Raw genomic sequence first — 23,022 nt, 5'->3', positions numbered from 1 at the left:
TACCGTGCTGGCTGTCCGCAATGTCGGCATGCGCTACGCCGGCGAGGTCGACGCGTTGCGCGGGGTCTCCCTCGACATCGCCAAGGGTGAACTGCTCGCCATCGTCGGGCCCTCAGGCTCCGGCAAGTCGACCTTGCTCAACATCATGGGCACCCTGGACCGGCCGACCTCCGGCACCGTCCTAATCAGCGGTCAGGACATCGCTTCGCTCTCCGACTGGCAGCTCTCCGCGTTGCGCGGCCGCTGGCTCGGCTTCGTCTTCCAGCAGTTCCACCTCACCGACGGCCTCACCGCCGCCGAAAACGTGGCCACCGGTCTGCTCTACGCCGGCGTTCCGCGAAAACAGCGACGCCCGCTCGCCCTCGAAGCTCTGGACCGTGTCGGCCTTGCCCACCGCGTCGGCCACCGCCCGGCCCAGCTCTCCGGTGGCGAACGCCAACGCGTCGCCATCGCCCGCGCCCTGGTCAACGGCCCCGCCCTCGTGCTGGCCGACGAGCCCACCGGTGCGCTCGACACCGGCAACGGACAGGCTGTGTTGGAACTGCTGCGTCGGCTCAACAAGGAGGGCACCACCATAGCCATCATCACCCACGACAACGAGATCGCCGCCGGTCTGCCCCGCCGGGTCGAGATCCGCGACGGCCGGCTGGTGCGCGACACGGCGGCCACCCGATGATCCGCCGGATCCGGCTCTCCCCGCTCGACATGCTCGACGTCGGGCTGCTCGGCATCCGCACCCGCAGGATGCGGGCTGCCCTCTCCGCGCTGGGCATCGCGATCGGCATTGCCACCATGGTTGTCGTCACCGGCATCCCCGCCTCCAGCCAGGCGGCGCTGCTGCGTGACCTCTCCGCGCTCGGCACCAACAATCTCCAGGCCATGGCCCAGACGAACATGACGGGCCCGGGAACGACGCCGAAACTTCCCGAGGAGTCGGTCGCGATGGTCAAGCGCATCGGCCCCGTTACGGTCGCGAGTGCCGTCGCCAACACCCACGCTCGCGTACGGCGTAACGACCGCACCGATCCCCAAGACGGCTCCGGCCTGACCGTGCTGGCCGCCCAACTCGACCTGCCCCAGGCCATCAACACGAAGGTGCGCTCCGGTCACTGGCTCACCGCCGTCACCGAGAAGTTCCCGGCCGTGGTGCTCGGTTCGGTCGCCGCCACCCGGCTCGGTTTCGGTGACCTGCCGGCCACCGCCGCCCCCGGCCCGTTGGTGATGATCGGTGACAAGTGGTTCACCGTCGTCGGCATCCTCGACCAGACACCGCTGTCGCCGGACATCGACCGCTCGGTCCTGGTCGGCTGGGACTCGGCCCGCAGCCAGCTCAGCTTCGACGGGCACCCCACCACCCTCTATATCCAATGCCAGGAATCGGCGATCGAAGCCGTCCGCTCGGTGCTGCCGGAAACCATCTCGCCCGTCGACCCCGGGCAAGTCATGGTGACCCGGCCGTCCGACGCCCTTGCCGCGAAACGGGCTACCGAGAGCAACTTCACCTCCCTGTTCCTCGGCCTCGCCGCGGTCGCCCTGCTCGTCGGCGGAATCGGGGTAGCCAACACGATGGTCATCTCCGTGCTCGAACGCCGTTCCGAGATCGGCCTGCGCCGGGCGTTGGGCGCGAACCGAGGACAGATCCGGGCCCAGTTCCTCACCGAGTCGGTGGCGCTGGCCGCGCTGGGTGGGATCGCCGGCACCGCGATCGGCCTGGTCGCCACGGCTGGCTACGCGGTCTATCACGGCTGGCCGATCGTGGTCTCGCTGTCCGCGACGTTCGCCGGGCTCGGCGGCGCCGTCGCGGTCGGTGTGATCGCAGGGGTCTACCCCTCAGTCAGGGCCTCCCACCTCACCCCGACCAAGGCGCTCGCCTCTACCTGATTCCGCCTCCCGAAACGATGAAGGGCGCCGTCCGCAGCGGACGGCGCCCTTCATCGTCTGCCGCTACTTCTTCGCGGCGACCTCGCGCTGGCAAACTGGCCCGAGAGTCATACCCTTCGAGATCGACTCCGGGTCATTGTCCTTGCCGCCGAGCTCCCAGCCCACACCCTCAGGTGCGACCTCGGCGTACTGAACGCCCTTGTCCTTGAGACATTTCACCACGTCGCGAGAGAAGTCCTTGGCCTCCGGGTTGGTCGGGTCCAACTCCCAAGCCGGCAACGGCAACAGATTGTCGCAGTCCTTGACGGGACCGTCTTTCTTCCACCCAGGTTCATTGATGTCGACGCCGTGTTCGGCCATACACTTCTCCCACGGCTTCATGCGTGCCTTCTGGTCCTCAAGGGTGTCGTCGAGACGGTAGCGCTCCCGCTCGGCGGACGCCTCCGACGCGGCGACGGAGGGCTCGGCACTGCGCAGTGTGGCGACGCTCGCCTCGTTTGACTTGGCCGAGTCGTCCTGTGTAGACGCACATGCAGTGCTGCCGAGCATGACCGCCGCGATGAGCACCGCGGTCGAAAACCGCCTCATCGTGATCCCCTTCCCCATCGTGGTCCCTTCCCGTGGAGGTTCCTGGCCCAGTGCCATTCCACCGGCGCCCAGAATCACCACCAACTGTGAGGAAGTTGTGTGGTGCCATGGCTTTTCGCAGTGACTTCACGCTCACCCGCCTCTTGCCGCGCGAATAGCGGGTTCTGGGCTGAGCGGAGGTGCCACCGCTGGCCTGACGAGCCTCAACAGGGAGAAATCAGCGCCAGTCTTCAGGTATGGACGTGTCAGCCGGTGAGAGCGAGGATCGCGGTGACCGGTTGGCCCGGGTGACAGCGGCCGAGTTAGCGGATCGATCCTTCTGGATCGTCAGGCGCGACGCTTTCGGCGGTCGACTGGGGCACCGGGATCGGTTGGCGTTGGTCGGTGGGAACGGTCGCGGCGATTGCCAGTTCGAGGTACGCGTGACGGGCGGCGACCGCCGAGACCAGGCTCAGGTGGTACGGGCGGCGCGGTGCGAAACCGTCGGCCTGGTCGACCCGGCGTGGACGCGGCGTAGCACCAGCAGCCACCATGACCACGTCCGTCGGCTATACGGTGGAGTTGCGGACCGCCGACGGAAGGACCGTGCGCGTGAATGGACTCCGAAGCACCGGTCTACCTGCACCACTACGACCTCGGCATGCTTGAAGAGCAATCGGTGAGCTGCTATCGCAGCGCGGGTGACACCGAAAGGCCATCGCCATCCTCGAACGCAAGCTCGGCGATACACCTGAGCACCTTGCCCGCGATCAGGCGCACCAAATGGCCAAGCTCGCCAACGTCATCGTTGAGGCCGCAGACCCGGATCCCGAGCGCGCCGCGAACCTCGGTCTGCGATGCGTCGACACATCCCGCCGATCCGGCTTGGCGCGCATCGGGAACGAGTTGCGTGACCTGGATGGCCGGCTCCACCAGCGCTGGCCCGACCTGCCCGCCGTACAGAGTTTGCACGAGGCTCTGGCGAGCTGAGGGAAGCACCCGGACGGTCCGCGATGCCGGGACGCATTTGTGCCTGGCTCGACTGTCAGGCTCCTGTGCGGCGGCGTGCGATTACGCTTCGCGTCTTGCGTAGTCGTTGGAGCACAGCTTCAAGATCCTGTTCGTCTTCAAGGTCGACAGCGGTGGCTTCGAGTGCGGGGTACTGCTCGGCTCGGCGCTGCTCCCGGTGGGCGAGAAGGTCGGAGAGGAGTATGCGGCGGTAGGTGTCCACTCGTTCGAACGGGATCATGCCGTTTTCGAGCAGATTGATCACCGCTGGGTGACTGACTCCGAGCAGGTCGGCGGCCTGTTGCGTAGTCAGTGTCTCGGGCATGGTCGTGGGGGTCATCAGATGATGCGGATCCCGTCTTCCAGGTAGAGGGTCGTTCCCTGTGTGACGGCGAGCAGGGCGGCGGCGGCTCGGCGGGCGAGCAGGGGTGAGAGACGAGACTGCGCCTCGGCCGGCGTCGACCAGGCCCAACTGCGGAGTTCGTCGGCCGGCAGCGTGATCTGGGACGTACGGGCGGGGTCGAGTGGGCCGCCGTCGTAGACGAACATGACACCATCGGTACGCCCGGGCTTCGGCGGGACCCAGTCGACCACCAGCAGCCGGCCCGGGGTCACCGACAGGCCCAACTCCTCGGTCAGCTCCCGGATCGCGGCCTGGTACGGCGACTCGTCAGCCTCAATCGTGCCACCGGGAAGCTCCCAGTCGTCCTTGTACACGGGCTCTACCAGCAGGATCCGGTCGCCGGGGTCACGGAACAGCACGGCCGAACTCATGCGTTTGCGCGGCAACGAGGCGATGTAGTCGTCCGGAGCTGTCGTCATCAACGGACGTTAACCCGCCAGCGGCCTCCCCGGGAGTATGCGCGGTCGCTGATCTTGCCACTCGCCGTACCGCCTGACTTAACGCGCGCTTCAGGCACTGGGCAGCCGGGGTGACCAGTGTGTGTCGGCACAACCCCCGTGCCTACAGAAGCAGGTGTGTCAGTGCCGGACGCTTTCTCGATCAGCCGTCGACATTTCCTCACCCTGGCTGGAGGGACCGCGGGTGCGGTCGCCGTGAGCCAACTGATCGCACAACTTCCTCCCGCGTACGCCGATGAACTGGACCCGGCGCCGTTCACCCTCGGGGTGGCCTCGGGCGAGCCCGACCACCAGAGTGTGGTGATCTGGACGAGGCTGGTGGCGGATCCGCTCAACACCACCGACGGTGGCATGCCGGCGGAGCCGGTCAAGGTGACCTACCAGATCGCCACCGACCCGGAGTTCCGGCGCATCGTCCAGACAGGCAAGCGGACGACCGACCCAGCGGCGGCGCACTCCGTACACATCCTGGTCAACGATCTGGCGCCCGACCGCTGGTACTGGTACCGGTTCGAGGCCAACGGCGTCTACAGCCGCGTCGGACGTACCCGGACGTTCCCGCTGCCGGGGGCGGACGTCACGCACATGCGGTTCGCCTTCGCGTCCTGCCAGTCGTGGGTCGGCGGCCCCTACCCGGCCTACCGGGACATGGCTGCCCAGGAACTCGATTTTGTCGTGCACCTCGGCGACTACATCTACGAGACCACGAACGGCAGTTTGACCGAGTTCCGTCGGCTGCACGCGCTCTACAAGACCTCGCCCGACCTGCGGGCCGCGCACGCCCGGTTCCCGTTCATCATGACGTGGGACGACCACGAGGTGCAGAACAACTACGCCGGTGACGTCGCCGGGGGCGCCGGTGACGGGCGGCCGTTCCTGGAGCGTCGGGCCAACGGCTACCAGGCGTACTACGAGCACCTGCCGCTGCGCCCCATGCACCGGCCGGACGGCGCCGACATGCTGATGTACCGCCGCTTCGACTTCGGCAAGCTGGCGCAGTTCAGCGTGCTCGACACCCGGCAGTACCGCACGGACCAGGCGCTCGGTGACGGGCGCAAGGAACCGACCGGTGAGGTCTTCGACCCGGAGCGGACGATGACCGGCCCGAAGCAGGAACAGTGGCTGCTCCGTGGGCTGCGCGAGTCCGAGGCACAGTGGAACGTCATCGCCCAGCAAACGATCATGGCCCAGTTCGACTACGACCTCGGCCCGACGAAGATCGTGAACCTGGACCAGTGGGACGGTTACCCGCTCGCCCGCAACCGCATCCTCAACCACATCGTGAAGCACGATATCGGCAACCCGATCGTGCTCGGCGGTGACTGGCACACCCACTGGGTCAACGACCTGAAGACCGATTTTGACGACCCGCGCGCCATGGTCGTCGCCAGCGAGTTCGTCGGCACGTCGATCTCGTCGGGCGCGAGCTGGGACCCTGACGTACGGGCCGGTCTTGCCGCGAACCCGCACGTCAAGTTCTACAACGGCAGCTACCGGGGCTACGTGATCTGCGACGTCAACGAGAAGCGTTGGCGGGCCGATCTGCGGATCGTGCTCGACGCGCGCAACGCCGCCTCGCCCGCGTACACGATCGCGGCCTTCGCGGTCCGCGACGGCAAGCCCGGCGCGCAGCGGATCGACGACGGGGACGGAATCGTCGGCCGGGTCACTGACGCGGTGACCGGTGCGGCCCTCCAGAACGTCGAGGTCACGGTGACCCGGGAGGACGGCAGCCGCCTCGTGGCGAGCACCACCGACCCGACCGGCGAGGTGCTCGCGTTCGCGCCTCCCGGCAACTACACCGTCGCGGTCAACGGGGTCGGCTACGAGCCGGTGACCCGTACGGTCACGGTTGTCGACGGGGTGCAGACCAAGCTTGACCTGCGGCTCGACCGGGCGGCGACCCGGGCCGGCACCGGGCGCACCGTCCCTGGCCCGCAGGCGTCGGCGGCCACCTCCGACATCGTCCTCAGCAACGACCTGGTGGCGCTCGCTGTCTCCGCCGGTACGGACGACTCGCAACTGACCCCGGTCGCCCTCGGCAAGCCGCTCGACATGGCCGCCGTCGGCCGCCTCGACCAGCTCGACTGGATCAACCTGCCGTACGCCTCCCTGACCCAGCCGCGCGGCACGAACGCCTGGCAGCAGCGGACCGTACGCTCCACCGCGATCGAGGTGCTCTCCGCCACCGGTCCGGTCGCGACCGTACGGACGACCGGCGCCAGCACCACGGTTGCCGACCTTGAGGTGATCACCACCTACATGATTCGCCCGAACGAGCCGTGGGTGATGGCCGAGAGCGCCTTCACCAACCGTGGCGCGGCGCCCAGCACCTTCTGGGCCGGCGACGCGATGGACTACGACGGTGCCGGCCAGCGCAGTGGTGTCGCGGGGCACGGGACCATCGAGGCCGAGGTACCGGCCGACTACCCGCCGACCGCGCCGTGGATCGGCATGACCGGCACCGACCGGCAGACCTACGGGCTGCTCTACTCCGAGGGCGGCTTCATCGCCTATGCCGCCTACAACTGGGTGATGAGCCAGTACAAGGTGACCCTCGCCCCCGGCGAGACCTTCACCCTGCGTCGGCGGATCGCCGCCGTGGACAGCGGCAGCGGCGCCGACCCGTTCGCGGTCCTCGGCACCCTCTGAGTCCGTCGAGCAACTGAGTCAGTCGCGCGGGCGTCCGGTCGAACCGGCCGCCCGCGCGATTTTCGGCGTACGGGTCAGACGGTCAGGACGCCGCCTCGACGAACAGCTCCTGGGCGTTGACACCGTTGTCGCGCAGCAGGACGTCGGTCGCGTCGACGACCTCGGCCATCGTCACCAGCCGACCGATCGGGGTACGGGCGAGGTGCGGGTGGTTGGCCACGTCGCGCCACTTCGGGCTGTCGCCGACGATGCCCGGGTGCACGACGTTGACCCGGTACGGGGCGATCTCGACCGCCAGAGACTTCACCAGGCCGGTCCGCCGATGGTGATGGTCCCGGCAGTCCGCGCGTACGGCATGCCCTGGTCAGAGCGAGCACTCTGAGCGGCGGCGTCACCCCCCAGCGGGGCGTGAACCATTTCTCCACGGTCGACGGATAACAGGTGATGATTCCCGGGCCGTGGAAGGTTCTGTATGAATCGATCGGAACAAGTCGAGGTAGCCGACATCAGCCCATCGGAGGACGACGCAACAATCATCGAGCGGTCAGCGCGGGATCCCGAGAGGTTCGCCGCGATATTCGACCGGCACGCACCGTACATCCATCGCTACCTGGCTCGGCGGCTCGGTGCGGAGGCCGCCGACGACCTGGTGGGGGAGACGTTCCTGGCCGCGTTCCGGCGGCGGGAAAGGTTCGACACCGCCCACCGTGATGCCCGGCCCTGGCTGTACGGGATCGCCACCCACATCGTCAGCCAGCACCGGCGTGACGAGGACCGCCGGTACCGGATACGGCAGGCGTACGTCCCGGCGACGAGCGAGGCGTCCCACGCCGACCGGGTCGCCACCGTCGTCACGGCGCGATCGCTGCGCGGGCTGCTCTCCGCCGCCCTGGCCAAGCTCTCCACGGGTGACCGGGACGTGCTGCTCCTGGTCGCGTGGGAGGAACTCACGTACGAGCAGGTGGGCGCCGCGCTGGCGATCCCCGTCGGCACGGTGCGGTCACGACTGAACCGCGCCCGCAAGCAGCTCCGCGAGGCGTTGGGCGACGCCGACACCACCACCACGATCGAGGAGGCACTGGGCAATGGATGACCTGCGACTGGTCCGGGAACTCGGCGACGAGGTCCCGCTGGCCACCCCCGTACAGTTGGCGCCCGCCCGCGCCCGGCTGCTGGCCGCGATGCCGGTCACGCCCGCAGTCACCTCGCTGACCGACTCCCGGCGTCGGGCCCGGCCGCGCTGGCGACTGGTGCTCAGCGGGGTGGCGGCGGTCGGCGTCGCGGCGGCCGTCGCCTCGGTGCTCGTGCTGGCTCCCGACCAGGTCGGCGGTGGCGTGTCGGTCGCGAAGGCCGATCCCACCCAGGTGCTGCACAGCGCGGCGGCGGCGGCGCTCCGGCTGCCCGACACCATCCCCGACCCCGACCAGTACGTCTACCTGCGGAGCCAGGACGGCCAAGAGGTCTACGAGAGCTGGCGGTCGGTGGACGGGACCCGCGACGGGCTCGTCAGGAAGACGACGGGCGGCAACAGCGAGGAGATCCCGCTTCCGGGCTGCCGGAACGGACGGGCCGCTTTTGTCAAGGGTGGCCAGGTGGATCCGAACCGGACCGAGCCGTGCACACCCGCGCCCGCGTACCGCCCCGACCTGCCGACCGACGCGGATGCCCTGCGGGTCTACCTGGTCGAGCACGGCAACGGCGTGCCCGGCGACGTGAACAACTTCGCCAAGGATGTGCGCAGCCTCGGCCAGGAGTATCTGCGACCCGCGTCGCGGGCCGCGCTCTACGAGGCCGCAGCGGGGCAGCCCGGTCTGCGTGTCGTCGAGCACGCCCAGGACGGCGCCGGCCGGTCGGGCATCGGGATCGCCTGGCCGTCGACCAGCGGTAAGGGTGAGACGGTCCTCGTCTTCCACGCCCAGACCTATGCCTACCTCGGCCTGGCGGCGACATCAGCCGTGCTCGACCTCGCCATCGTGGACCAGGTCGGCCAGACCGGCTGAGATCCGTACGGGGGGAGTGGGGCGGGTTGTCCTCGGACGACCCGCCCCACTCGCGGTCTGATCGGCACGTCGCGGGTCAGTACGACTTCTCCTGCCCGAGCACGTGCTGCGCCACGAAGTTGAGGATCATCTCGCGGCTGACCGGGGCGATCCGGGTCGCGCGTACGGTGCCGAGCAGGGTCGCCACCCCGTACTCCGTGGTCATGCCGTTGCCGCCGTGGACCTGGATGGCGGTGTCGACGGCGAGTGCGGCGGCCTCGGCCGCTGAGTACTTCGCCATGTTCGCGGCGGTGCCGGCCTCCAGGTCACGGCCGGCGTCGTAGAGGGCCGCCGCCTTCGCGATCATCAGCCGGGCCAGTTCGACCTGTACGGCCGCGTGTGCGAGCGGGTGCGAAATGCCCTGGTGGGAGCCGATGGTCCGGCCTCCCCAGACCTTCCGCGTGGCGGCGTACGACGAGGCGCGTTCGATCGCGTAGCGGCCGGAGCCGGCGGCGAGCGCGGCGACCAGGATCCGTTCGGGGTTCAGCCCGGCGAACAGCGCCTGGAGTCCGACGTCGGCGCCACCGCCGACCAGCGCATCGGCGGGGAGCCGTACGTCGTCGAGGTAGAGCATCCACTGGCTCTCCGGTGACACGATCTCCATGTCGAGCTTCGACTTCGTCAGACCCGGCGCGTCGGTCGGGACCAGGAAGAGCGCCGGCTTGAGTCTGCCGGTGGCGGCATCCTCGGTACGCCCGACGACCAGCACGTACGCCGCGTCGTCGACCCCGGAGATGAAGCACTTCCGCCCGGAGAGGACCCAGTCGTCGCCGTCCCGTCGGCCGATCGTGCCGAGCTTGTGCGAGTTCGATCCCGCCTCCGGTTCGGTGATCGCGAAGGCGATCTTGAGGGTGCCGTCGGCCATCGGTGGCAGGAAGCGTTTGCGCTGCTCCTCGGTGCCGTGCCTGCTGATGATGGTGGCGACGATGGCGGGCGACACGACGATCATCAGCAGTGGGGAGCCGGTAGCGGCCAGTTCCTCGCAGACGATGGCGAGGTCGGTGATGCCGCCGCCACCGCCGCCGTACTCCTCGGGGATGTTGACGCCGAGGTAGCCGAGCCGGCCGGCTTCCTGCCACAGCTCGGTGGTGTGCTCGCCGGCCTTCGCCTTGCTGACGTAGTACTCGTGCCCGTACCGGTTGCCGAGTGCGCGTACGGCGTCGCGCAACTGTTCCTGTTCCGGGGTGGGGTCGAAGTCCATGAGGGGCCTCCGGAGGTGCGCTTGGGGGTGGGCGGGGCGTTAGGAAGGGGCCCTTCCTATACAGAAAGCGATAACAAGGGGCCCTTCCTTACACGAGGACGGCGAGGACGGTGCCGGCTTCGACCTGGGCACCGGGGGGTACGGGGAGTTCGGTGACGGTGCCGGCGGTGGGGGCGTGGACCGGATGTTCGAGTTTCATCGCTTCGAGGGTGAGTAGCAGGTCGCCGGCGGCGACACGTTGGCCGGGGACGACGAGGATGCGGCTGACGGCGCCGGGGAGCGGGGCGACCAGGGAACCTTCGGCCAGCTCCGGGGTGGGCTCGGGGAACCGGGGGAGTTCGGTCAGGGTCACCGAACCGTCCGGGCCGTCCACGTAGGAGACGGAGTCGACCCGGTGTACGGCGAACGCGACGCGTACCCCTGCGACGTCGAGCACCACCCGGTCCGGTTCGGTGGCCAGGATCGTCACCGCCGGTGAGTCGTCGGGCAGCGGGGCGACGGTGGGGTGCAGGCCGGCGAGGTCGAGTTCGTCCGGGTCGACCGGGCGTACCCACCAGGTGGCGAGGGCGCCGGTGCGGTCCAGCCGGTAGCCGACCTCGACCGGGCCGGACGGGCCGTCGAAGACGCTGGTCTGCGCCCCGGCGGGGACGTTGCGCCAACCCGACGGCAGGCTCGCCAGCACCGGGGCGGACCGGCGGCGGGCGGCGGCACCGGCGAGCGCGGCGGCGAGGCAGGAGACGCGTACGGCCTCGACCGAGGAGAGCAGCGGGGCGAAGAGTTCCGGGTGCCGGTCGAGGAACCCGGTGTCGATCGCCCCGGCTCGGAACTCCGGGTGTCGGAGTACGCGTACCAGCAGGTCACGGTTGGTGCGTACGCCGTGCAGTTCGGCCCGGCTCAGTGCGTTGGCGAGCAGCCGGGCCGCCTCGGACCGGGTTGGTGCCCAGGCGACGAGCTTCGCCAGCATCGAGTCGTAGTGCACCCCGACGGTCGCGCCGTCGCGTACGCCGGAATCGAGTCGCAGCGCGGCCCGGCCGCCAGCGGTCGGCACCGGTTCGAACTCGGTCACCACCCCGGGGATGGCGAAGCGGTGCAGGGTGCCGGTTGCCGGCATCCACACGTTCGCGGGGTCCTCGGCACAGAGCCGCACCTCGATCGCGTGTCCGGTGGTGAGGATCAGTGAGGACGAGTAGGCGCCGGAGCCGGTCGCGGTGGGCAGGGGGCCGCCCTCGGCGACGACGAGCTGCCAGCGGACCAGGTCGAAACCGGTGACCGCCTCGGTGACCGGGTGTTCGACCTGGAGTCGGGTGTTCATCTCCAGGAAGAAGAACTCGCCGGTCGGGGCGAGCAGGAACTCGACCGTGCCCGCGCCGAGGTAGCCGACCGCGCGGGCCGCCGCTGTCGCCGCCTCGAACAGCTTCAGCCGAAGCTCGTCGCTGACCGCCGTCGACGGCGTCTCCTCGATGATTTTCTGGTGGCGCCGCTGGATCGAGCATTCCCGTTCGCCGAGCGGCACGATGTGCCCGTGCGAGTCGGCGAAGATCTGCACCTCGATGTGGCGGGCCTGTTCCACGTACCGCTCGATGAAGACGGTGCCGTCGCCGAACGCGCCGGCCGCCTCCCGTCGGGCGGAGGCGACCGCCTCGGTCAGCGTGGCCGCGTCCCGGACCACCCTCATGCCGCGCCCGCCACCGCCGGCTGACGCCTTGACCAGCACCGGGAACTCGGTGACCCGGTCCGGGTCGGTCTCGGTCGGCAGCATCGGCACCCCGGCGTCGTCGAGCAGCGCCTTCGCCTCGATTTTGGAACCCATCATCGCGATCGCCTTGGCCGGTGGGCCGACCCAGGTCAGCCCGGCGTCGATGACGGTGGTGGCGAAGTCGGCGTTCTCGGCGAGGAAGCCGTACCCGGGGTGGATGGCGTCCGCGCCGGACCGTCGGGCAGCCGCGATCAGCAGCTCCGCGCGGAGGTACGTCTCCGTCGGGGTCTGGCCGGGCAGCCGTACGGCGAAGTCCGCTTCGGCCACGAATGGCGCGTCGCTGTCCGCGTCGGAGTAGACCGCGACGGTTTCGACGCCGACCGACCGGCAGGTGGCGAAGATCCGTCGGGCGATCTCGCCCCGGTTCGCCACCAGCAGTCTGCGAATCATGAGGAGTCCCCCAGCTTGCAAATCATGACGAGTCCCCTCACATCCGGAAGACGCCGAAGCCGGAGCTCCGGCCTCCACTGTGGAGTGGCGGCGTGCCGACCGTGCCGACCGGGCCGCTGTGGATCGCGGAAAGGCAGAGCCCGAGCACGGTACGGGTGTCCCGGGGGTCGATCACCCCGTCGTCGAGGAGTCGACCGGAGAGGAAGAGCGCGGCCGACTGTGACTCGACCTGTGCCTCGACCATGGTGCGCATGGCCTGGTCACGTGCCTCGTCGTACGGCTGGCCCTTCGCCTCGGCCGCCTGCCTTGCCACGATCGACAGGACCCCGGCGAGCTGGGTCGGCCCCATCACCGCTGATTTCGCGTTCGGCCAGGTGAAGAGGAACCTCGGGTCGTACGCCCGACCGCACATGCCGTAGTTGCCGGCCCCGTACGACGCGCCGAGGTTCACCGTCAGGTGCGGCACGGACGAGTTCGACACCGCGTTGATCATCAACGCGCCGTGTTTGATGATGCCGCGCTGCTCGTACTCGGTGCCGACCATGTAACCGGTGGTGTTCTGGAGGAAGATCAGGGGAGTGCCGGCGGTGTTGGCAAGCTGGATGAACTGCGTCGCCTTCTGCGCCTCCTCGGAGAAGAGCACCCCGCGCGCGTTGGCCAGCACCCCGACCGGATAGCCGTGCAGCTCACCCCAGCCGGTGACCAGGGCGGTGCCGTACCCGGGTTTGAACTCGTCGAACTCGGAACCGTCCAGGATCCGGGCCAGCACCTCACGCGGGTCGAACGGCACGCGCGGGTCGGCACCCGGGATCGCGAGCAACTCCTCCGGGTCGTACTTCGGCTCCGCCGGGGTGGTGGACCGGGGCGCCGGGCCGTGCTTGCGCCAGTTGAGCCGGCGTACGCACTGCCGGGCGAGGCGAATCCCGTCCCGCTCGTCCTCGGCGAGAAAGTCGGCCAGTCCCGAGGTGGTGGCGTGCATCGCCGCCCCGCCCAGCGACTCGTCGTCGGTCACCTCACCGGTTGCCATCTTGACCAGTGGCGGCCCGGCGAGGAAGACCTTCGCCCGGCCCCGGACCATGATCGTGAAGTCGGACATGCCCGGGACGTACGCGCCGCCCGCGGTCGCGTTGCCGAAGACGACGGCCACGGTCGGGATGCCGGCGGCGGAGAGTCGGGTCAGGTCCCGGAACACCTGCCCGCCGGGAATGAAGATCTCCGCCTGGCTCGGCAGGTCCGCCCCGCCCGACTCCACCAGGTTGATCAACGGCAGCCGGTTCGCGAGCGCGATCTCACCCGCCCGTACGGTCTTGCGCAGCGTGTACGGGTTCACCGCGCCGCCGCGTACGGTCGGGTCGTTCGCGACGATCACACACTCGACACCCTCGACCACTCCGATCGCGGTCACCACGCTCGCCCCGACCGGATAGTCGGTGCCCCACGCCGCCACCGGTGACAACTCCAGCACCGGCGAGTCCCGGTCGACCAGCAGCTCGATCCGCTCCCGGGGCAGCAGTTTGCCCCGGGCGTGGTGGCGGGTCACGTACTTCTCACCACCGCCGGCGCGGGCGGTCGCCACCGCCGTGTCGAGTTCGGCGAGGCGTTCCAGCATCGCCGCCCGGTTCTCCTGGTACGCCGACTGTCGCGGCTGCACCGCGCTCTCCAGAACGGCCACGTCAGTTTCCCATGCCCTTCGCGATGATCCTGTTCATGATCTCCGTGGTGCCACCGTTGCCGCTCATGGTGCGGGTGTCGCTCCTCGTGCGAGCGTCGCTCGTGGTTCGGGCGTCGCCTGTGGTTCGGGTGTCGCTCCTGGTACGGGCGTCGCTCGCGGTTCGGGCGTCGCGGGAGAGCCGCTCGACCTCTGCGTCGCGCGGGCCCGCCATGACGAAGGCGATGGTCTGAGCCATCGCCAACTCCGTAACGAACGGCTCACCGATCTCGATACGGACCCCGTGTGGTCGAACGTGGCCGCCCGTCATATCGACCGCCGGGCTCATCGTCGACCCGCCGACGACACGCCCGAGGAGACCGTCGCGGGAGTCGGCGCGGCCAGCAGTGCCGCCGGTACGTCGACCACCCGGGCCCGCAGCAGCTCGCCCAGCGCCTTCGCCTGCGGGTCGAACCTGGTCGACGCCGCCACCCCCTCGCCGAGCAGTCCCCGGATCACGAAGTTCACCGCCCGCAGGTTCGGCAACTCGTACCGCTCGATCGTCAGGTTCGCCGTCTCCGGCAGCAGTTCCCGCAGCCGCTCGACGGTCAGCCACTCGCGCAGCCAGGCGTACCCGTCCACGGTGCGCCCCCACACCCCGAGGTTCGCGGCCCCGCCCTTGTCCCCCGATCGTGCCCCCATCACCCGCCCCAACGGCACGGGTAAGGAAGGGCCCCCTGTTATCGGATTCGGTATAGGAAGGGGCCCTTCCAAACGGTCCTGCGGGGAGGCGGTGACAGTGGGGGCGGGAACGGGGAGGTGTTCGCCGGAAGGGAGGACCGCGATCTGGGTGACCTCGGACTGCGGCAGCTCACTCGCGGTGAAGACGCCGTACGGGCTGGCGTCGCCGGGAACGCCGGTGAGTGTGCATCCGGGGTAGGAGGCGAGGGCCAGCTCCACCGCCGCCGCCGAGAAGGTCCGCCCGGCCCGCTTCGGGTCGGCGTCGCGCAGGTGCACGTGCAGCAGCGCACTCGCCGCCTCCGTCTCCGCCGCGTCCGGGTGGTCGGTACGGGCGAGTGTGAACTCCAACCCGTCCGTGCCGAGTGCGTCGACGAGCTGCGCCCGCACCAGCTCCGCCTTCGCCTCGACATCGAGTCCACACAGGACGAAGGTGGCGCTGTTGCGGTGACCGCCGAGCGAGTTGGCGCCCACCTTGAGGGTCGGCGGCGGCGGAAGGCCCCGCACGCCGGTGACGCGTACCCGGTCCGGGCCGTCGTCGGAGAGGGTCACCGTGTCGAGCCGGGTCACCACGTCCGGGCCGAGGTAGTCCGGGGCGCCGATCTCGTAGACCAGTTGCGCGGTGACGGTCTCCGGGGTTACCGCACCACCCGTACCGGGATGTTTCGTGATGACCGACGAGCCGTCGTCGGACAGTTCGGCGATCGGAAATCCGGGCCGACGGCCACCGTCCGGCAACTCCGTGAAAAAGCTGAAGTTGCCGCCGGTCACCTGCGCTCCACATTCGAGCAGATGCCCGGCGACGGTAGCCCCGGCGAGCCGGTCCAGGTCGCCCCGGGACCAACCGAACCGGGCGATCGCCGGGCCGACGACCAGCGACGCGTCGGTGACCCGCCCGGTCACCACGACGTTCGCGCCCCCGGCCACGCAACGCGCGATGCCGAACGCCCCCAGGTACGCGTTCGCGGTCAACGCGCCCGGAAGGTCGACAGCGTCTCCGGTCACGTAGCCGACCCGGGCCGGCACGCCCAGCCGCTCGGCGAGCGTACGCAACGCCTCGGCCAGCCCGGCGGGGTTCAGCCCACCGGCGTTCGTCACGAGGGTCACCCCACGCTCGACCGCGAGACCCAGGCACGATTCCATCTGGCGTAGGAACGTCCGGGCGTAGCCGAGACCCGGGTCCCGCAGCCGGTCCCGGCCGAGGATCAGCATGGTCAGCTCGGCCAGGTAGTCGCCGGTCAGCACGTCGAGGTGCCCGCCGTCGAGCATCTCCCGCCAGGCGCTGAACCGGTCACCGTAGAAACCGGAGGCGTTGCCGATCCGGAGCACCTCCGGCGCGGTGGGCGTACTCCGGGCCGGGTGCGGTGGGGTGGGCGGGGTCATGGTCGTGTTCCGGCCCGACGTCGGCGGCCGAGGTCCCGGCCGCTGCCGGGTTCGCGGCCCGCGCCCGGTGCCCCGGCGAACGCCTGTGCCACGTCCAGCCACTCGTCGGCGACCGGCCCGGTCGCCACCAGGGCCAGGTCCGCCCGGTGCCGCCGCTGGGTGACCAGCAGGCAGAAGTCGAGCGCCGGCCCGGCGACCCGATCGGCGGCGTCGGCTGGCCCGAAGGCCCACTCGTCGCCGTCGGGCGCGCGGAGTTCGACGCGGACCGGTCCGTCGGGCGTGGTGCGGCCGTGGGCCGCGAAGCTGTGCCCGAGGGTACGGACACCGAGGTACGCCACGTGCCGCAGCCGCTCGCTCGGCACCCGGACCACCCCGAGGGTGTCCGCGACGTCCTGCCCGTGTGCCCAGGTCTCCATGATCCGGGCGGTCACCATCGAGGCCGGCGACATCTGCGTGCCGTACCAGGGAAGTCTGCTCCCGGTCGGCGCGGCGGCAAGAGCGGTGGCGAGCGCGGCCCGTCCGGACCGCCAGCGGCCGAGCAGTGCCGCCGGGGCTGCGGCCCGGTCCACGGCGCCGCCCGGTGCGGCGGTCGCCATCACCTCGTCGAGGAGTTCGTTCGCGCCCCGGTCGACGAAGCCGCCCGGGTCGGTCGCCGCGTGCCGGACCGATTCGGCGAACGCCGGTGCGTCGCTCGCCGCGAGTAGCGCCACGTGGTCGGTCCACGCCAGGTGGGCGATCTGGTGGGCGATGGTCCAGCCCGGTGCGGGGGTCGGTTCCGCCCAGTCGGCAGCCGGTCGGTCCGCGACGAGTACGTCCAACTCGGCCGACTCTGCGGCCAGATCGTCCAGGAGCTGACTCAGGTCGACCACGAGACCTCCACTGTGGTGTCCGGGGCGGTGGTGTTCGGTGTGTTCGAGGTGCCCAGCATCGTGGCGAGCTGGCGTTTCCAGGTGCCGAGCAGGGCGGTACGCCGGGACGAGTCGTCGGAGAGCAGGTTCGCCACCCCGAGCCCGCGCAGCAGGTCGAGCGTGGCCTGCACCGCCTCCCGTACGCCCGGTTTCCGTTCGTCGGCGCCGAGCAGTTCGACGGTGAGGCGGTGCATCTCCCTCCCCACCCGGGCCTCCAACGGCATCAGTGCGTCCCGCAGCTCGGGGTCGGTCCGCGCGGCCAGCCACAGTTCGAGGGCGGCGACGAAGAGTGGCCCGGTGAACGCCGTGGCGAGCATGTCGATCACCCGGTCGAGCCGGCCGGGGCCGGTCGGCAGCGCGACCGCCTCGGCCCGGATCTCCGCCGCCCGCCGCTCGGTGAGGTGGACGACCGCGGCCATGACCAGCGCCGCCTTGGTCGGGTAATGGTGCAACTGGGCGCCCCGGGAGACCCCGGCTCGGTTGGCGACGACCGTGCTCGTCGTGCCCGACCAGCCGAACTCGACCAGGCACTCCACGGTCGCCTCCAGCAACCGGGCCTGGGTCGCGCGGCTGCGCTCCTGTTGGGGCACACGTGTGGGGGCGGACACCCGAACAGCGTCCCGTCCACGAAACAAACAGTCAAGCCTGCTTGTTTTCTCCGCCCGTCGGCCCCGGGGCCGGATGGTCACCTACCGGCCGTCGCGGGGCCCGAAGACGGTGAGCGCCTCCGCGTCGCTCGCCCGGGAGCGCAGGTAGTAGTCGGCCCAGGTCGCCGCGTCCGGGTAGCCGGACTCGGCCGTCACCCGGGCACAGGCCGCCTCGATGTCGTACGCGGTCCGCCGTAGCTGCACTCCCGGCCCGAGCAGCGCCCAGTGCGCGCCCACCCGCCCGTACGGCATGCCGACGCTGCCCGGGTTGACCACGAGTCGCCGGTGGGCGAGCCGGACGTACGGCATGTGGGTGTGCCCGCAGACCACCGTTTCGACCTCGTCCGGCAGCCCGGTGAAGACCTCGGCCCACCGGGCCAGCCGCGAGTCGACCAGCACGACCTCCTCGTCGTCGCGCGGGGTCGCGTGGCAGAAGAGCACCGTGCCGAGTCCCGCCACCGGCATGGTCACCGTCTCCGGGATGCCGGCGAGCAGTTCGAGCTGGTCGTCGCGGAGCTGTGTGGCCGCCCACGGGGCGATCGGGTCGGGGATGACGGGTTCCTTGCCGGCCCGCAGCTCGACCAGCTCCCGGTCGGCATTGCCGCGCACCCAGACCACCCGCTCGTCCAGCCCGGTCAGCCGGTCAAGCACCTCCACCGGCTGCGGCCCGGCCGCGATGTCCCCGGTCAGCACGATCCGGTCGGCGGCCCGGACCTCCGGTTCGGCCAGCACCGCGTCGAGCGCGGGCAGCACCCCGTGGATGTCGGAGAGGACGGCAACGGTCTGCGGCATGTCCCCACCGTCGCGCGGGAGCACCGCTGACGTCGAGACGTTTTAGCGGGGAGCAGAAAGTCGGACGCGGAGCCCCGGACCGGACAGCAGTACGGGGATCGCCGGCTGGCGATCCCCGTTGGTGCTGGGTGCGGTGGTTCAGACGCGGGCGCGTCGGGCCAGGCGCTCCGGGTCGAGAATGATGATGCTCTTGCCGTCCAGCCGGAGCCAGCCCCGCGAGGCGAAGTCCGCCAGCGCCTTGTTCACCGTCTCCCGGGAGGCGCCGACGAGCTGGGCGATCTCCTCCTGGGTGAGGTCGTGGGTGACCCGCAGCACGCCGCCGTCGCGGGTGCCGAAGCGACCGGCCATCTGGAGCAGGTTCTTCGCCACCCGGCCCGGTACGTCCGTGAAGATCAGGTCGGCCAGTGAGTCGTTCGTCCGGCGCAGCCTGCGGGCGAGCACCCGGAGTAGCTGCTCGGCGATCTCCGGCCGGTTGTTCAACCAGGGCCGCAGGGCCTGCTTGCGCAGCCGTACGAGCTTCGTGTCCGTGACCGCGGTCGCGGTGGCCGTACGCGGACCCGGGTCGAAGAGGGACAGCTCCCCGACCATGTCCGACGGACCCATCACGGCAATCAGATTTTGGCGGCCGTCCGCGGCGCGTCGACCAACCTTGATCTTGCCGGTGAGTAGGATATAGAGGCTGTCACCGGGTTCGCCCTCGTTAAAGACGATTTCGCCCTTTCGGACGTCGATCGTCTCCATCTCCTTGGCGAGCGCCTCGGCCGCTTCCGGGTCTACGCCCTGGAAGATCCCGCTGCGGGCCAGTACCTCGTCCATCGCGCACCTCCGACTGCGCGCACCTCCGTCGGCCGGGTCCGCCGGCTGATGATCCGTCGCGCGCCGCCAAGTCTAAGCGCACGTCAACGTGATCCGGGGGTGCACCCCTGGAAACTTGATCCGGTACGGAAACCCGTCCGACCATGACAGCGGCTATCATCCGCGCGCCGGGTGGCTTCGTCCACCCGAGTCCTCGGATCAGCCCCGATACGTGGCCTCAACGGCAGCCTTCGTGCCCGTCTGCTCCCGCTGACCGGAATTCCCTGACCAAGCTGCCCGCTCTTCCCCACCGAACGGTGGACCTTCGCAGGTTAACGGGTTATGTAGCGTCGCGGGCGATGTACGACAGCAATCGACCCCCGTCAGGCCAACGCGGCCAGCGCCGTGGCGCCGGGCGCCCCCTCCTCGTGGCGGGCGCGGTCCTGGTCCTCCTGGTCGGCGTGGTGATCGCCGGGGTCGCCGCCTTCCGCCTCACCGGTCGTGACCCGGTGCAGCCTCGGTGGCAGGCCGACTCCCCGGGGGCGGGGGCGACCGTACCCAACCCTCCGGGCAGCGCCCCGCCCACCGCCAAGGTCATCTCGCTCTCCGCCACCGGCGACATCGTCATGGGCAACGCCCCGGGGCGGCTGCCCGCCAACGGCGGCGAGGGCTTCTTCGACTCGGTCGAGCGGATCCTCGCCGCCGACCTGGTGATGGGAAACCTGGAAGAGCCGATCACCGACGACACCGGCGCCTCCAAGTGCGGGGCCGACGCCACCCAGTGCCACCAGTTCCGGGTCCCCCCGTCATACGCGGCACACCTCAAGGACGCCGGCTTCCACCTGCTCAACCAGGCGAACAACCACGGGCACGACTATGGCGCCGCCGGCTACCGCAACACCCAGAAGCACCTGGAGGCACAGGGGCTCGCGCACACCGGGGCGCGCGACCAGATCACCGTGGTCGACGCCAAGGGCGTCAAGGTCGCCGTGGTCGGCTTCTCCGGGTACGCCTGGAACAACAACCTGAACGACATCCCCGCCGCCGAGAAGCTGATCAAGCAGGCGGCGGGCATGGCCGACCTGGTTGTCGTACAGGTGCACATGGGCGGCGAGGGGGTCGACAAGATTCACGTCAAGCCGGGGACGGAGATGTTCCTCGGTGAGAACCGGGGCGACCCGATCAGGTTCTCCCACGCCATGGTCGATGCTGGCGCGGACCTGATCGTCGGACACGGGCCACACGTGCTGCGCGGCATGGAGTTCTACCAGGGCCGGCTGATCGCGTACAGCCTGGGCAACTTCTCCGGTGGTGCCGGCGCGCTCAACAACAGCGGCCGGCTCGGCTGGGGCGGGGTGCTGAAGGTGTCCCTCGGCGTCGACGGCACCTGGGCCGGTGGCGAGTTCGTCTCGACGTACATGAACGGCGCCGGCAAGCCGACCCCGGACACCCAGAAGCGTGGGCTCAAGGCGGTCCAGGAACTCTCCGAGGCGGACTTCGGTGACACCGCCGCGGCATTCGACGCGGCCGGAAAGATCAGCCCGGGGGCCTGAGAGCGGGACCAGTCGCCAGGTCGGCGCGCCGACGTAGGCTGACCGACGTGAGTCGTACCCCTGCCCTGGACGCCGAGACCGACCTCGGCCGTAAGCGACGGGCCCGCCGGATGGGTCGGGTGCTGGCCGAGACGCACCCGGACGCCCACTGCGAACTCGACCACGACGGGCCCCTGCAACTCGCCGTGGCGACCATCCTCTCCGCCCAGACCACCGACAAGCGGGTCAACGAGGTCACCCCGAAGCTCTTCGCCCGCTATCGCAGCGCCGCCGAGTACGCCAGCGCCGACCGGGCGGAAATGGAAGAGCTGCTCCGGCCCACCGGCTTCTTCCGCAACAAGACCACCTCGCTGATCAACCTGGGCCGCACCCTGGTCGAGCGGTACGACGGCCGGGTGCCGGGCAAACTCACCGAGCTGGTCACGCTGCCCGGAATCGGGCGCAAGACGGCGAACGTCATCCTCGGCAACGCCTTCGACGTTCCCGGCATCACCGTCGACACCCACTTCCAACGGTTGGTGCGCCGGTGGAACTGGACCACCGAAACCGACCCGGTCAAGATCGAACACGCGGTCGGTGCGCTCTTCGAGAAGCGTGAATGGACCATGCTCTCGCACCGGGTGATCTTCCACGGGCGACGGGTCTGCCACGCCCGCAAACCCGCCTGCGGCGCCTGCACGCTCGCACCGCTCTGCCCCTCGTACGGCCTCGGGCCGACCGACGCCCCGAACGCGGCCAAGCTACTCAAGGGGCCCCGCGCCAAGGAACTCGCGATCCAGGCCGGCGTCGACCCCACGCTGGTGCCGGCGACCGCCGCGGCGGCGGAGGCACCGTGAAACGTCCGCTCGCCGGGCTCCTCCTGCCCCTGCTCCTGCTCGCCGGGGCGGCCTGCGGCCGGTCCGGCCCCGCCAACGAGCCCGAACCGCCGGCACCCTTCGCCGACTGCGCCGCGCTGACCACGCCGGTCGCCGCGTCGCCCGGGGCGACCGGCGGCGAGACCGACAGCACCGGCGGCGCCACCACCGGCCGACCGGACGGGTCGACAAAACCGCTACCGGCGATCGTCCTGCCCTGCTTCACCGGCGGCGCCGACGTGCCCCTCTCCGACGTACGCGGACCAGCGGTGATCAACCTCTGGGCCTCCTGGTGCCCGCCGTGCCGCAAGGAACTGCCCGCCTTCCAGCGGCTTGCCGCACGCTCCGGCGGTCAACTGCGCGTCGTCGGCGTGGACAGCCGGGACGACCGGGACGACGCCCGCGACCTCGCCACCGAGATCGGCCTCACCTTCCCCACCCTCTTCGACGCCGGTGAGAAGCTCCGGACCGGGCTCGCCGCACCCGGCCTGCCCGCCACCGCCTTCGTCGACGCCCAGGGACGGGTACGTCACCTCGACGTCTCCGGAGCGCTCGACGACGCGACCCTCACCGCCCTGGTCGAACAGCACCTCGGGGTGGTGCTGCCGGCATGAGCGGTGAACTGCCCCCGTGGTGCGAACCGCTGGTCAGCCGGGTCAGGACCGCCCGCGTCGAGGACTTCACCCGAATCCGTACGCCCACCACCGGCGGACGGGCCAGCGCGGTCCTGGTGCTGCTCGGCGAGGACCCGGCGTACGGCCCCGACGTGCTGATGCTCCAGCGGGCGGCGACCATGCGTACCCACGCCGGGCAGCCCGCCTTCCCCGGCGGTGCGGCCGACCCGGACGACACCGGCCCGGTGGCGACCGCGCTGCGTGAGGCGGAGGAGGAGGTCGGCCTCGACCCGACCAGCGTGACGGTGCTGGCGCAACTCCCACCGCTCTGGATCCCGGTCAGCGAGTTCGTCGTCACCCCGGTCCTCGCCTGGTGGCACGCCCCGCACCCGGTGCACGCCCGCCAGCCGGCGGAGGTCGCCCACGTCGCCCGACTCCCCGTCGCCGAACTGGTCGACCCCGCCAACCGGGTACGGGTTCGCCACCCCAGCGGCTGGATCGGACCCGCCTTCCAGGTCCGAGGCATGCTCGTCTGGGGCTTTACCGCCGGAGTGCTGACCGCCCTGCTCGGCATGGCCGGCTGGGATCGTCCCTGGTCGCAGGAGCGGATCGTCGAGCTTCCGCCGGTCGGCGCGGCACCGGCGCCGTACGCCGGCGGAGGGCCGGACGGGGCGCGTGCGGAGCCCGGCACGGCGAGCGGATCGGTCCGTCCCGGGCGCTGATTCGCCGACCACT

The 23,022-nt window shown here is 70.4% G+C and carries 24 protein-coding genes; 9 read left to right on the top strand and 15 right to left on the bottom strand.

Going from position 1 to position 23,022, the window contains the following annotated elements:
• Nucleotides 1-4: 4 nt before the first annotated feature.
• The gene (locus ACIBF5_RS09170; protein ID WP_396809957.1) at nt 5-676 is read left to right on the top strand and encodes an ABC transporter ATP-binding protein; all 672 of its coding nucleotides are present in this window, start codon (nt 5-7) and stop codon (nt 674-676) included.
• Entirely contained in the window at nt 673-1,881 is a 1,209-nt protein-coding gene (locus tag ACIBF5_RS09165; RefSeq protein ID WP_396809697.1) for an ABC transporter permease, read from the top strand. The genes ACIBF5_RS09170 and ACIBF5_RS09165 overlap by 4 nt, the downstream gene beginning before the upstream one ends.
• Before the next feature lie 63 nt (nt 1,882-1,944).
• Here the strand turns inward: ACIBF5_RS09165 and ACIBF5_RS09160 are convergent, their stop codons facing one another.
• The 5 genes from ACIBF5_RS09160 to ACIBF5_RS09140 form a co-directional block, all read right to left on the bottom strand.
• Nucleotides 1,945-2,469: a hypothetical protein gene (locus ACIBF5_RS09160; RefSeq protein ID WP_396809696.1), complete on the bottom strand. Its 525-nt coding sequence runs from the start codon at nt 2,467-2,469 to the stop codon at nt 1,945-1,947.
• Nucleotides 2,470-2,771: 302 nt separating this feature from the next.
• Entirely contained in the window at nt 2,772-3,002 is a 231-nt protein-coding gene (locus tag ACIBF5_RS09155; RefSeq protein WP_396809694.1) for a hypothetical protein, read from the bottom strand.
• A gap of 133 nt (nt 3,003-3,135) precedes the next feature.
• Entirely contained in the window at nt 3,136-3,420 is a 285-nt protein-coding gene (locus ACIBF5_RS09150) for a hypothetical protein (RefSeq protein WP_396809692.1), read from the bottom strand.
• A 73-nt stretch (nt 3,421-3,493) separates the two neighbouring features.
• Nucleotides 3,494-3,781, bottom strand: a complete 288-nt coding sequence (locus ACIBF5_RS09145; RefSeq protein ID WP_396809690.1) for a helix-turn-helix domain-containing protein — start codon at nt 3,779-3,781, stop codon at nt 3,494-3,496.
• Nucleotides 3,782-3,795: 14 nt separating this feature from the next.
• On the bottom strand, nt 3,796-4,278 hold the full coding sequence (locus ACIBF5_RS09140; RefSeq protein WP_396809688.1) for an NUDIX domain-containing protein: 483 nt from the start codon (nt 4,276-4,278) through the stop codon (nt 3,796-3,798).
• Nucleotides 4,279-4,512: 234 nt separating this feature from the next.
• Here ACIBF5_RS09140 and ACIBF5_RS09135 point away from each other — a divergent pair, with 234 nt between their 5' ends.
• Nucleotides 4,513-6,969 (top strand): alkaline phosphatase D family protein, encoded by a 2,457-nt coding sequence (locus ACIBF5_RS09135; RefSeq protein WP_396809686.1) that lies wholly within the window; start codon nt 4,513-4,515, stop codon nt 6,967-6,969.
• An 82-nt stretch (nt 6,970-7,051) separates the two neighbouring features.
• On the opposite strand, the gene ACIBF5_RS09130 is transcribed toward ACIBF5_RS09135, so the two are convergent.
• The gene (locus ACIBF5_RS09130) at nt 7,052-7,276 is read right to left on the bottom strand and encodes a hypothetical protein (protein WP_396809684.1); all 225 of its coding nucleotides are present in this window, start codon (nt 7,274-7,276) and stop codon (nt 7,052-7,054) included.
• A 165-nt stretch (nt 7,277-7,441) separates the two neighbouring features.
• On the opposite strand from ACIBF5_RS09130, the gene ACIBF5_RS09125 reads away from it, so the two are divergent.
• Entirely contained in the window at nt 7,442-8,062 is a 621-nt protein-coding gene (locus tag ACIBF5_RS09125) for an RNA polymerase sigma factor (protein WP_396809682.1), read from the top strand.
• Complete coding sequence (locus ACIBF5_RS09120; RefSeq protein WP_396809680.1) at nt 8,055-8,969, top strand: CU044_5270 family protein; 915 nt, start codon at nt 8,055-8,057, stop codon at nt 8,967-8,969. The genes ACIBF5_RS09125 and ACIBF5_RS09120 overlap by 8 nt, the downstream gene beginning before the upstream one ends.
• A 76-nt stretch (nt 8,970-9,045) precedes the next feature.
• Here ACIBF5_RS09120 and ACIBF5_RS09115 read toward each other — a convergent pair whose 3' ends face one another.
• The 9 genes from ACIBF5_RS09115 to ACIBF5_RS09075 all read right to left on the bottom strand — a co-directional run bounded on the left by ACIBF5_RS09115 (nt 9,046) and on the right by ACIBF5_RS09075 (nt 19,287).
• A complete protein-coding gene (locus tag ACIBF5_RS09115) occupies nt 9,046-10,209 on the bottom strand; it encodes an acyl-CoA dehydrogenase family protein (protein ID WP_396809678.1) in 1,164 nt (387 codons plus the stop codon).
• A gap of 88 nt (nt 10,210-10,297) precedes the next feature.
• Nucleotides 10,298-12,355: a biotin carboxylase N-terminal domain-containing protein gene (locus tag ACIBF5_RS09110; protein ID WP_396809676.1), complete on the bottom strand. Its 2,058-nt coding sequence runs from the start codon at nt 12,353-12,355 to the stop codon at nt 10,298-10,300.
• Between the two features lie 37 nt (nt 12,356-12,392).
• Nucleotides 12,393-13,964 carry an acyl-CoA carboxylase subunit beta gene (locus ACIBF5_RS09105; RefSeq protein ID WP_396809955.1) on the bottom strand — a complete coding sequence of 524 codons (1,572 nt, stop codon included), beginning with the start codon at nt 13,962-13,964 and terminating at the stop codon, nt 12,393-12,395.
• Between the two features lie 64 nt (nt 13,965-14,028).
• On the bottom strand, nt 14,029-14,262 hold the full coding sequence (locus ACIBF5_RS09100) for a hypothetical protein (protein WP_396809674.1): 234 nt from the start codon (nt 14,260-14,262) through the stop codon (nt 14,029-14,031).
• An 86-nt stretch (nt 14,263-14,348) separates the two neighbouring features.
• Nucleotides 14,349-16,124, bottom strand: coding sequence for an acyclic terpene utilization AtuA family protein (locus tag ACIBF5_RS09095; RefSeq protein ID WP_396809672.1), 1,776 nt, complete (start codon nt 16,122-16,124; stop codon nt 14,349-14,351).
• Complete coding sequence (locus ACIBF5_RS09090) at nt 16,121-16,993, bottom strand: TIGR03084 family metal-binding protein (protein ID WP_396809671.1); 873 nt, start codon at nt 16,991-16,993, stop codon at nt 16,121-16,123. The genes ACIBF5_RS09095 and ACIBF5_RS09090 overlap by 4 nt, the downstream gene beginning before the upstream one ends.
• The gene (locus ACIBF5_RS09085) at nt 16,981-17,640 is read right to left on the bottom strand and encodes a TetR/AcrR family transcriptional regulator (RefSeq protein WP_396809669.1); all 660 of its coding nucleotides are present in this window, start codon (nt 17,638-17,640) and stop codon (nt 16,981-16,983) included. Before ACIBF5_RS09085 ends, ACIBF5_RS09090 begins: the two co-directional genes overlap by 13 nt.
• Nucleotides 17,641-17,721: 81 nt before the next feature.
• Nucleotides 17,722-18,471, bottom strand: a complete 750-nt coding sequence (locus ACIBF5_RS09080; RefSeq protein WP_396809667.1) for a metallophosphoesterase family protein — start codon at nt 18,469-18,471, stop codon at nt 17,722-17,724.
• Between the two features lie 138 nt (nt 18,472-18,609).
• Nucleotides 18,610-19,287: a Crp/Fnr family transcriptional regulator gene (locus tag ACIBF5_RS09075; RefSeq protein WP_121158004.1), complete on the bottom strand. Its 678-nt coding sequence runs from the start codon at nt 19,285-19,287 to the stop codon at nt 18,610-18,612.
• A gap of 338 nt (nt 19,288-19,625) precedes the next feature.
• Between ACIBF5_RS09075 and ACIBF5_RS09070 the strand changes: the two genes are divergently transcribed.
• From ACIBF5_RS09070 to ACIBF5_RS09055, 4 genes are all read left to right on the top strand, one after another.
• Nucleotides 19,626-20,819 (top strand): CapA family protein, encoded by a 1,194-nt coding sequence (locus ACIBF5_RS09070; protein WP_396809665.1) that lies wholly within the window; start codon nt 19,626-19,628, stop codon nt 20,817-20,819.
• Between the two features lie 110 nt (nt 20,820-20,929).
• Entirely contained in the window at nt 20,930-21,655 is a 726-nt protein-coding gene (gene nth / locus ACIBF5_RS09065) for an endonuclease III (protein WP_396809953.1), read from the top strand.
• Nucleotides 21,652-22,287 carry a TlpA family protein disulfide reductase gene (locus tag ACIBF5_RS09060; protein ID WP_396809663.1) on the top strand — a complete coding sequence of 212 codons (636 nt, stop codon included), beginning with the start codon at nt 21,652-21,654 and terminating at the stop codon, nt 22,285-22,287. Before nth ends, ACIBF5_RS09060 begins: the two co-directional genes overlap by 4 nt.
• Nucleotides 22,284-23,009, top strand: a complete 726-nt coding sequence (locus ACIBF5_RS09055) for an NUDIX hydrolase (protein ID WP_396809661.1) — start codon at nt 22,284-22,286, stop codon at nt 23,007-23,009. The genes ACIBF5_RS09060 and ACIBF5_RS09055 overlap by 4 nt, the downstream gene beginning before the upstream one ends.
• Nucleotides 23,010-23,022: the final 13 nt, after the last annotated feature.

Source organism: Micromonospora sp. NPDC050417 (genome assembly GCF_044458865.1).
In the GTDB taxonomy this organism is placed as follows: Bacteria; Actinomycetota; Actinomycetes; order Mycobacteriales; family Micromonosporaceae; genus Micromonospora_G.
The sequence above is the reverse complement of the archived record's forward strand: the minus strand, read 5'-3'. Positions and strand labels throughout refer to the sequence as shown.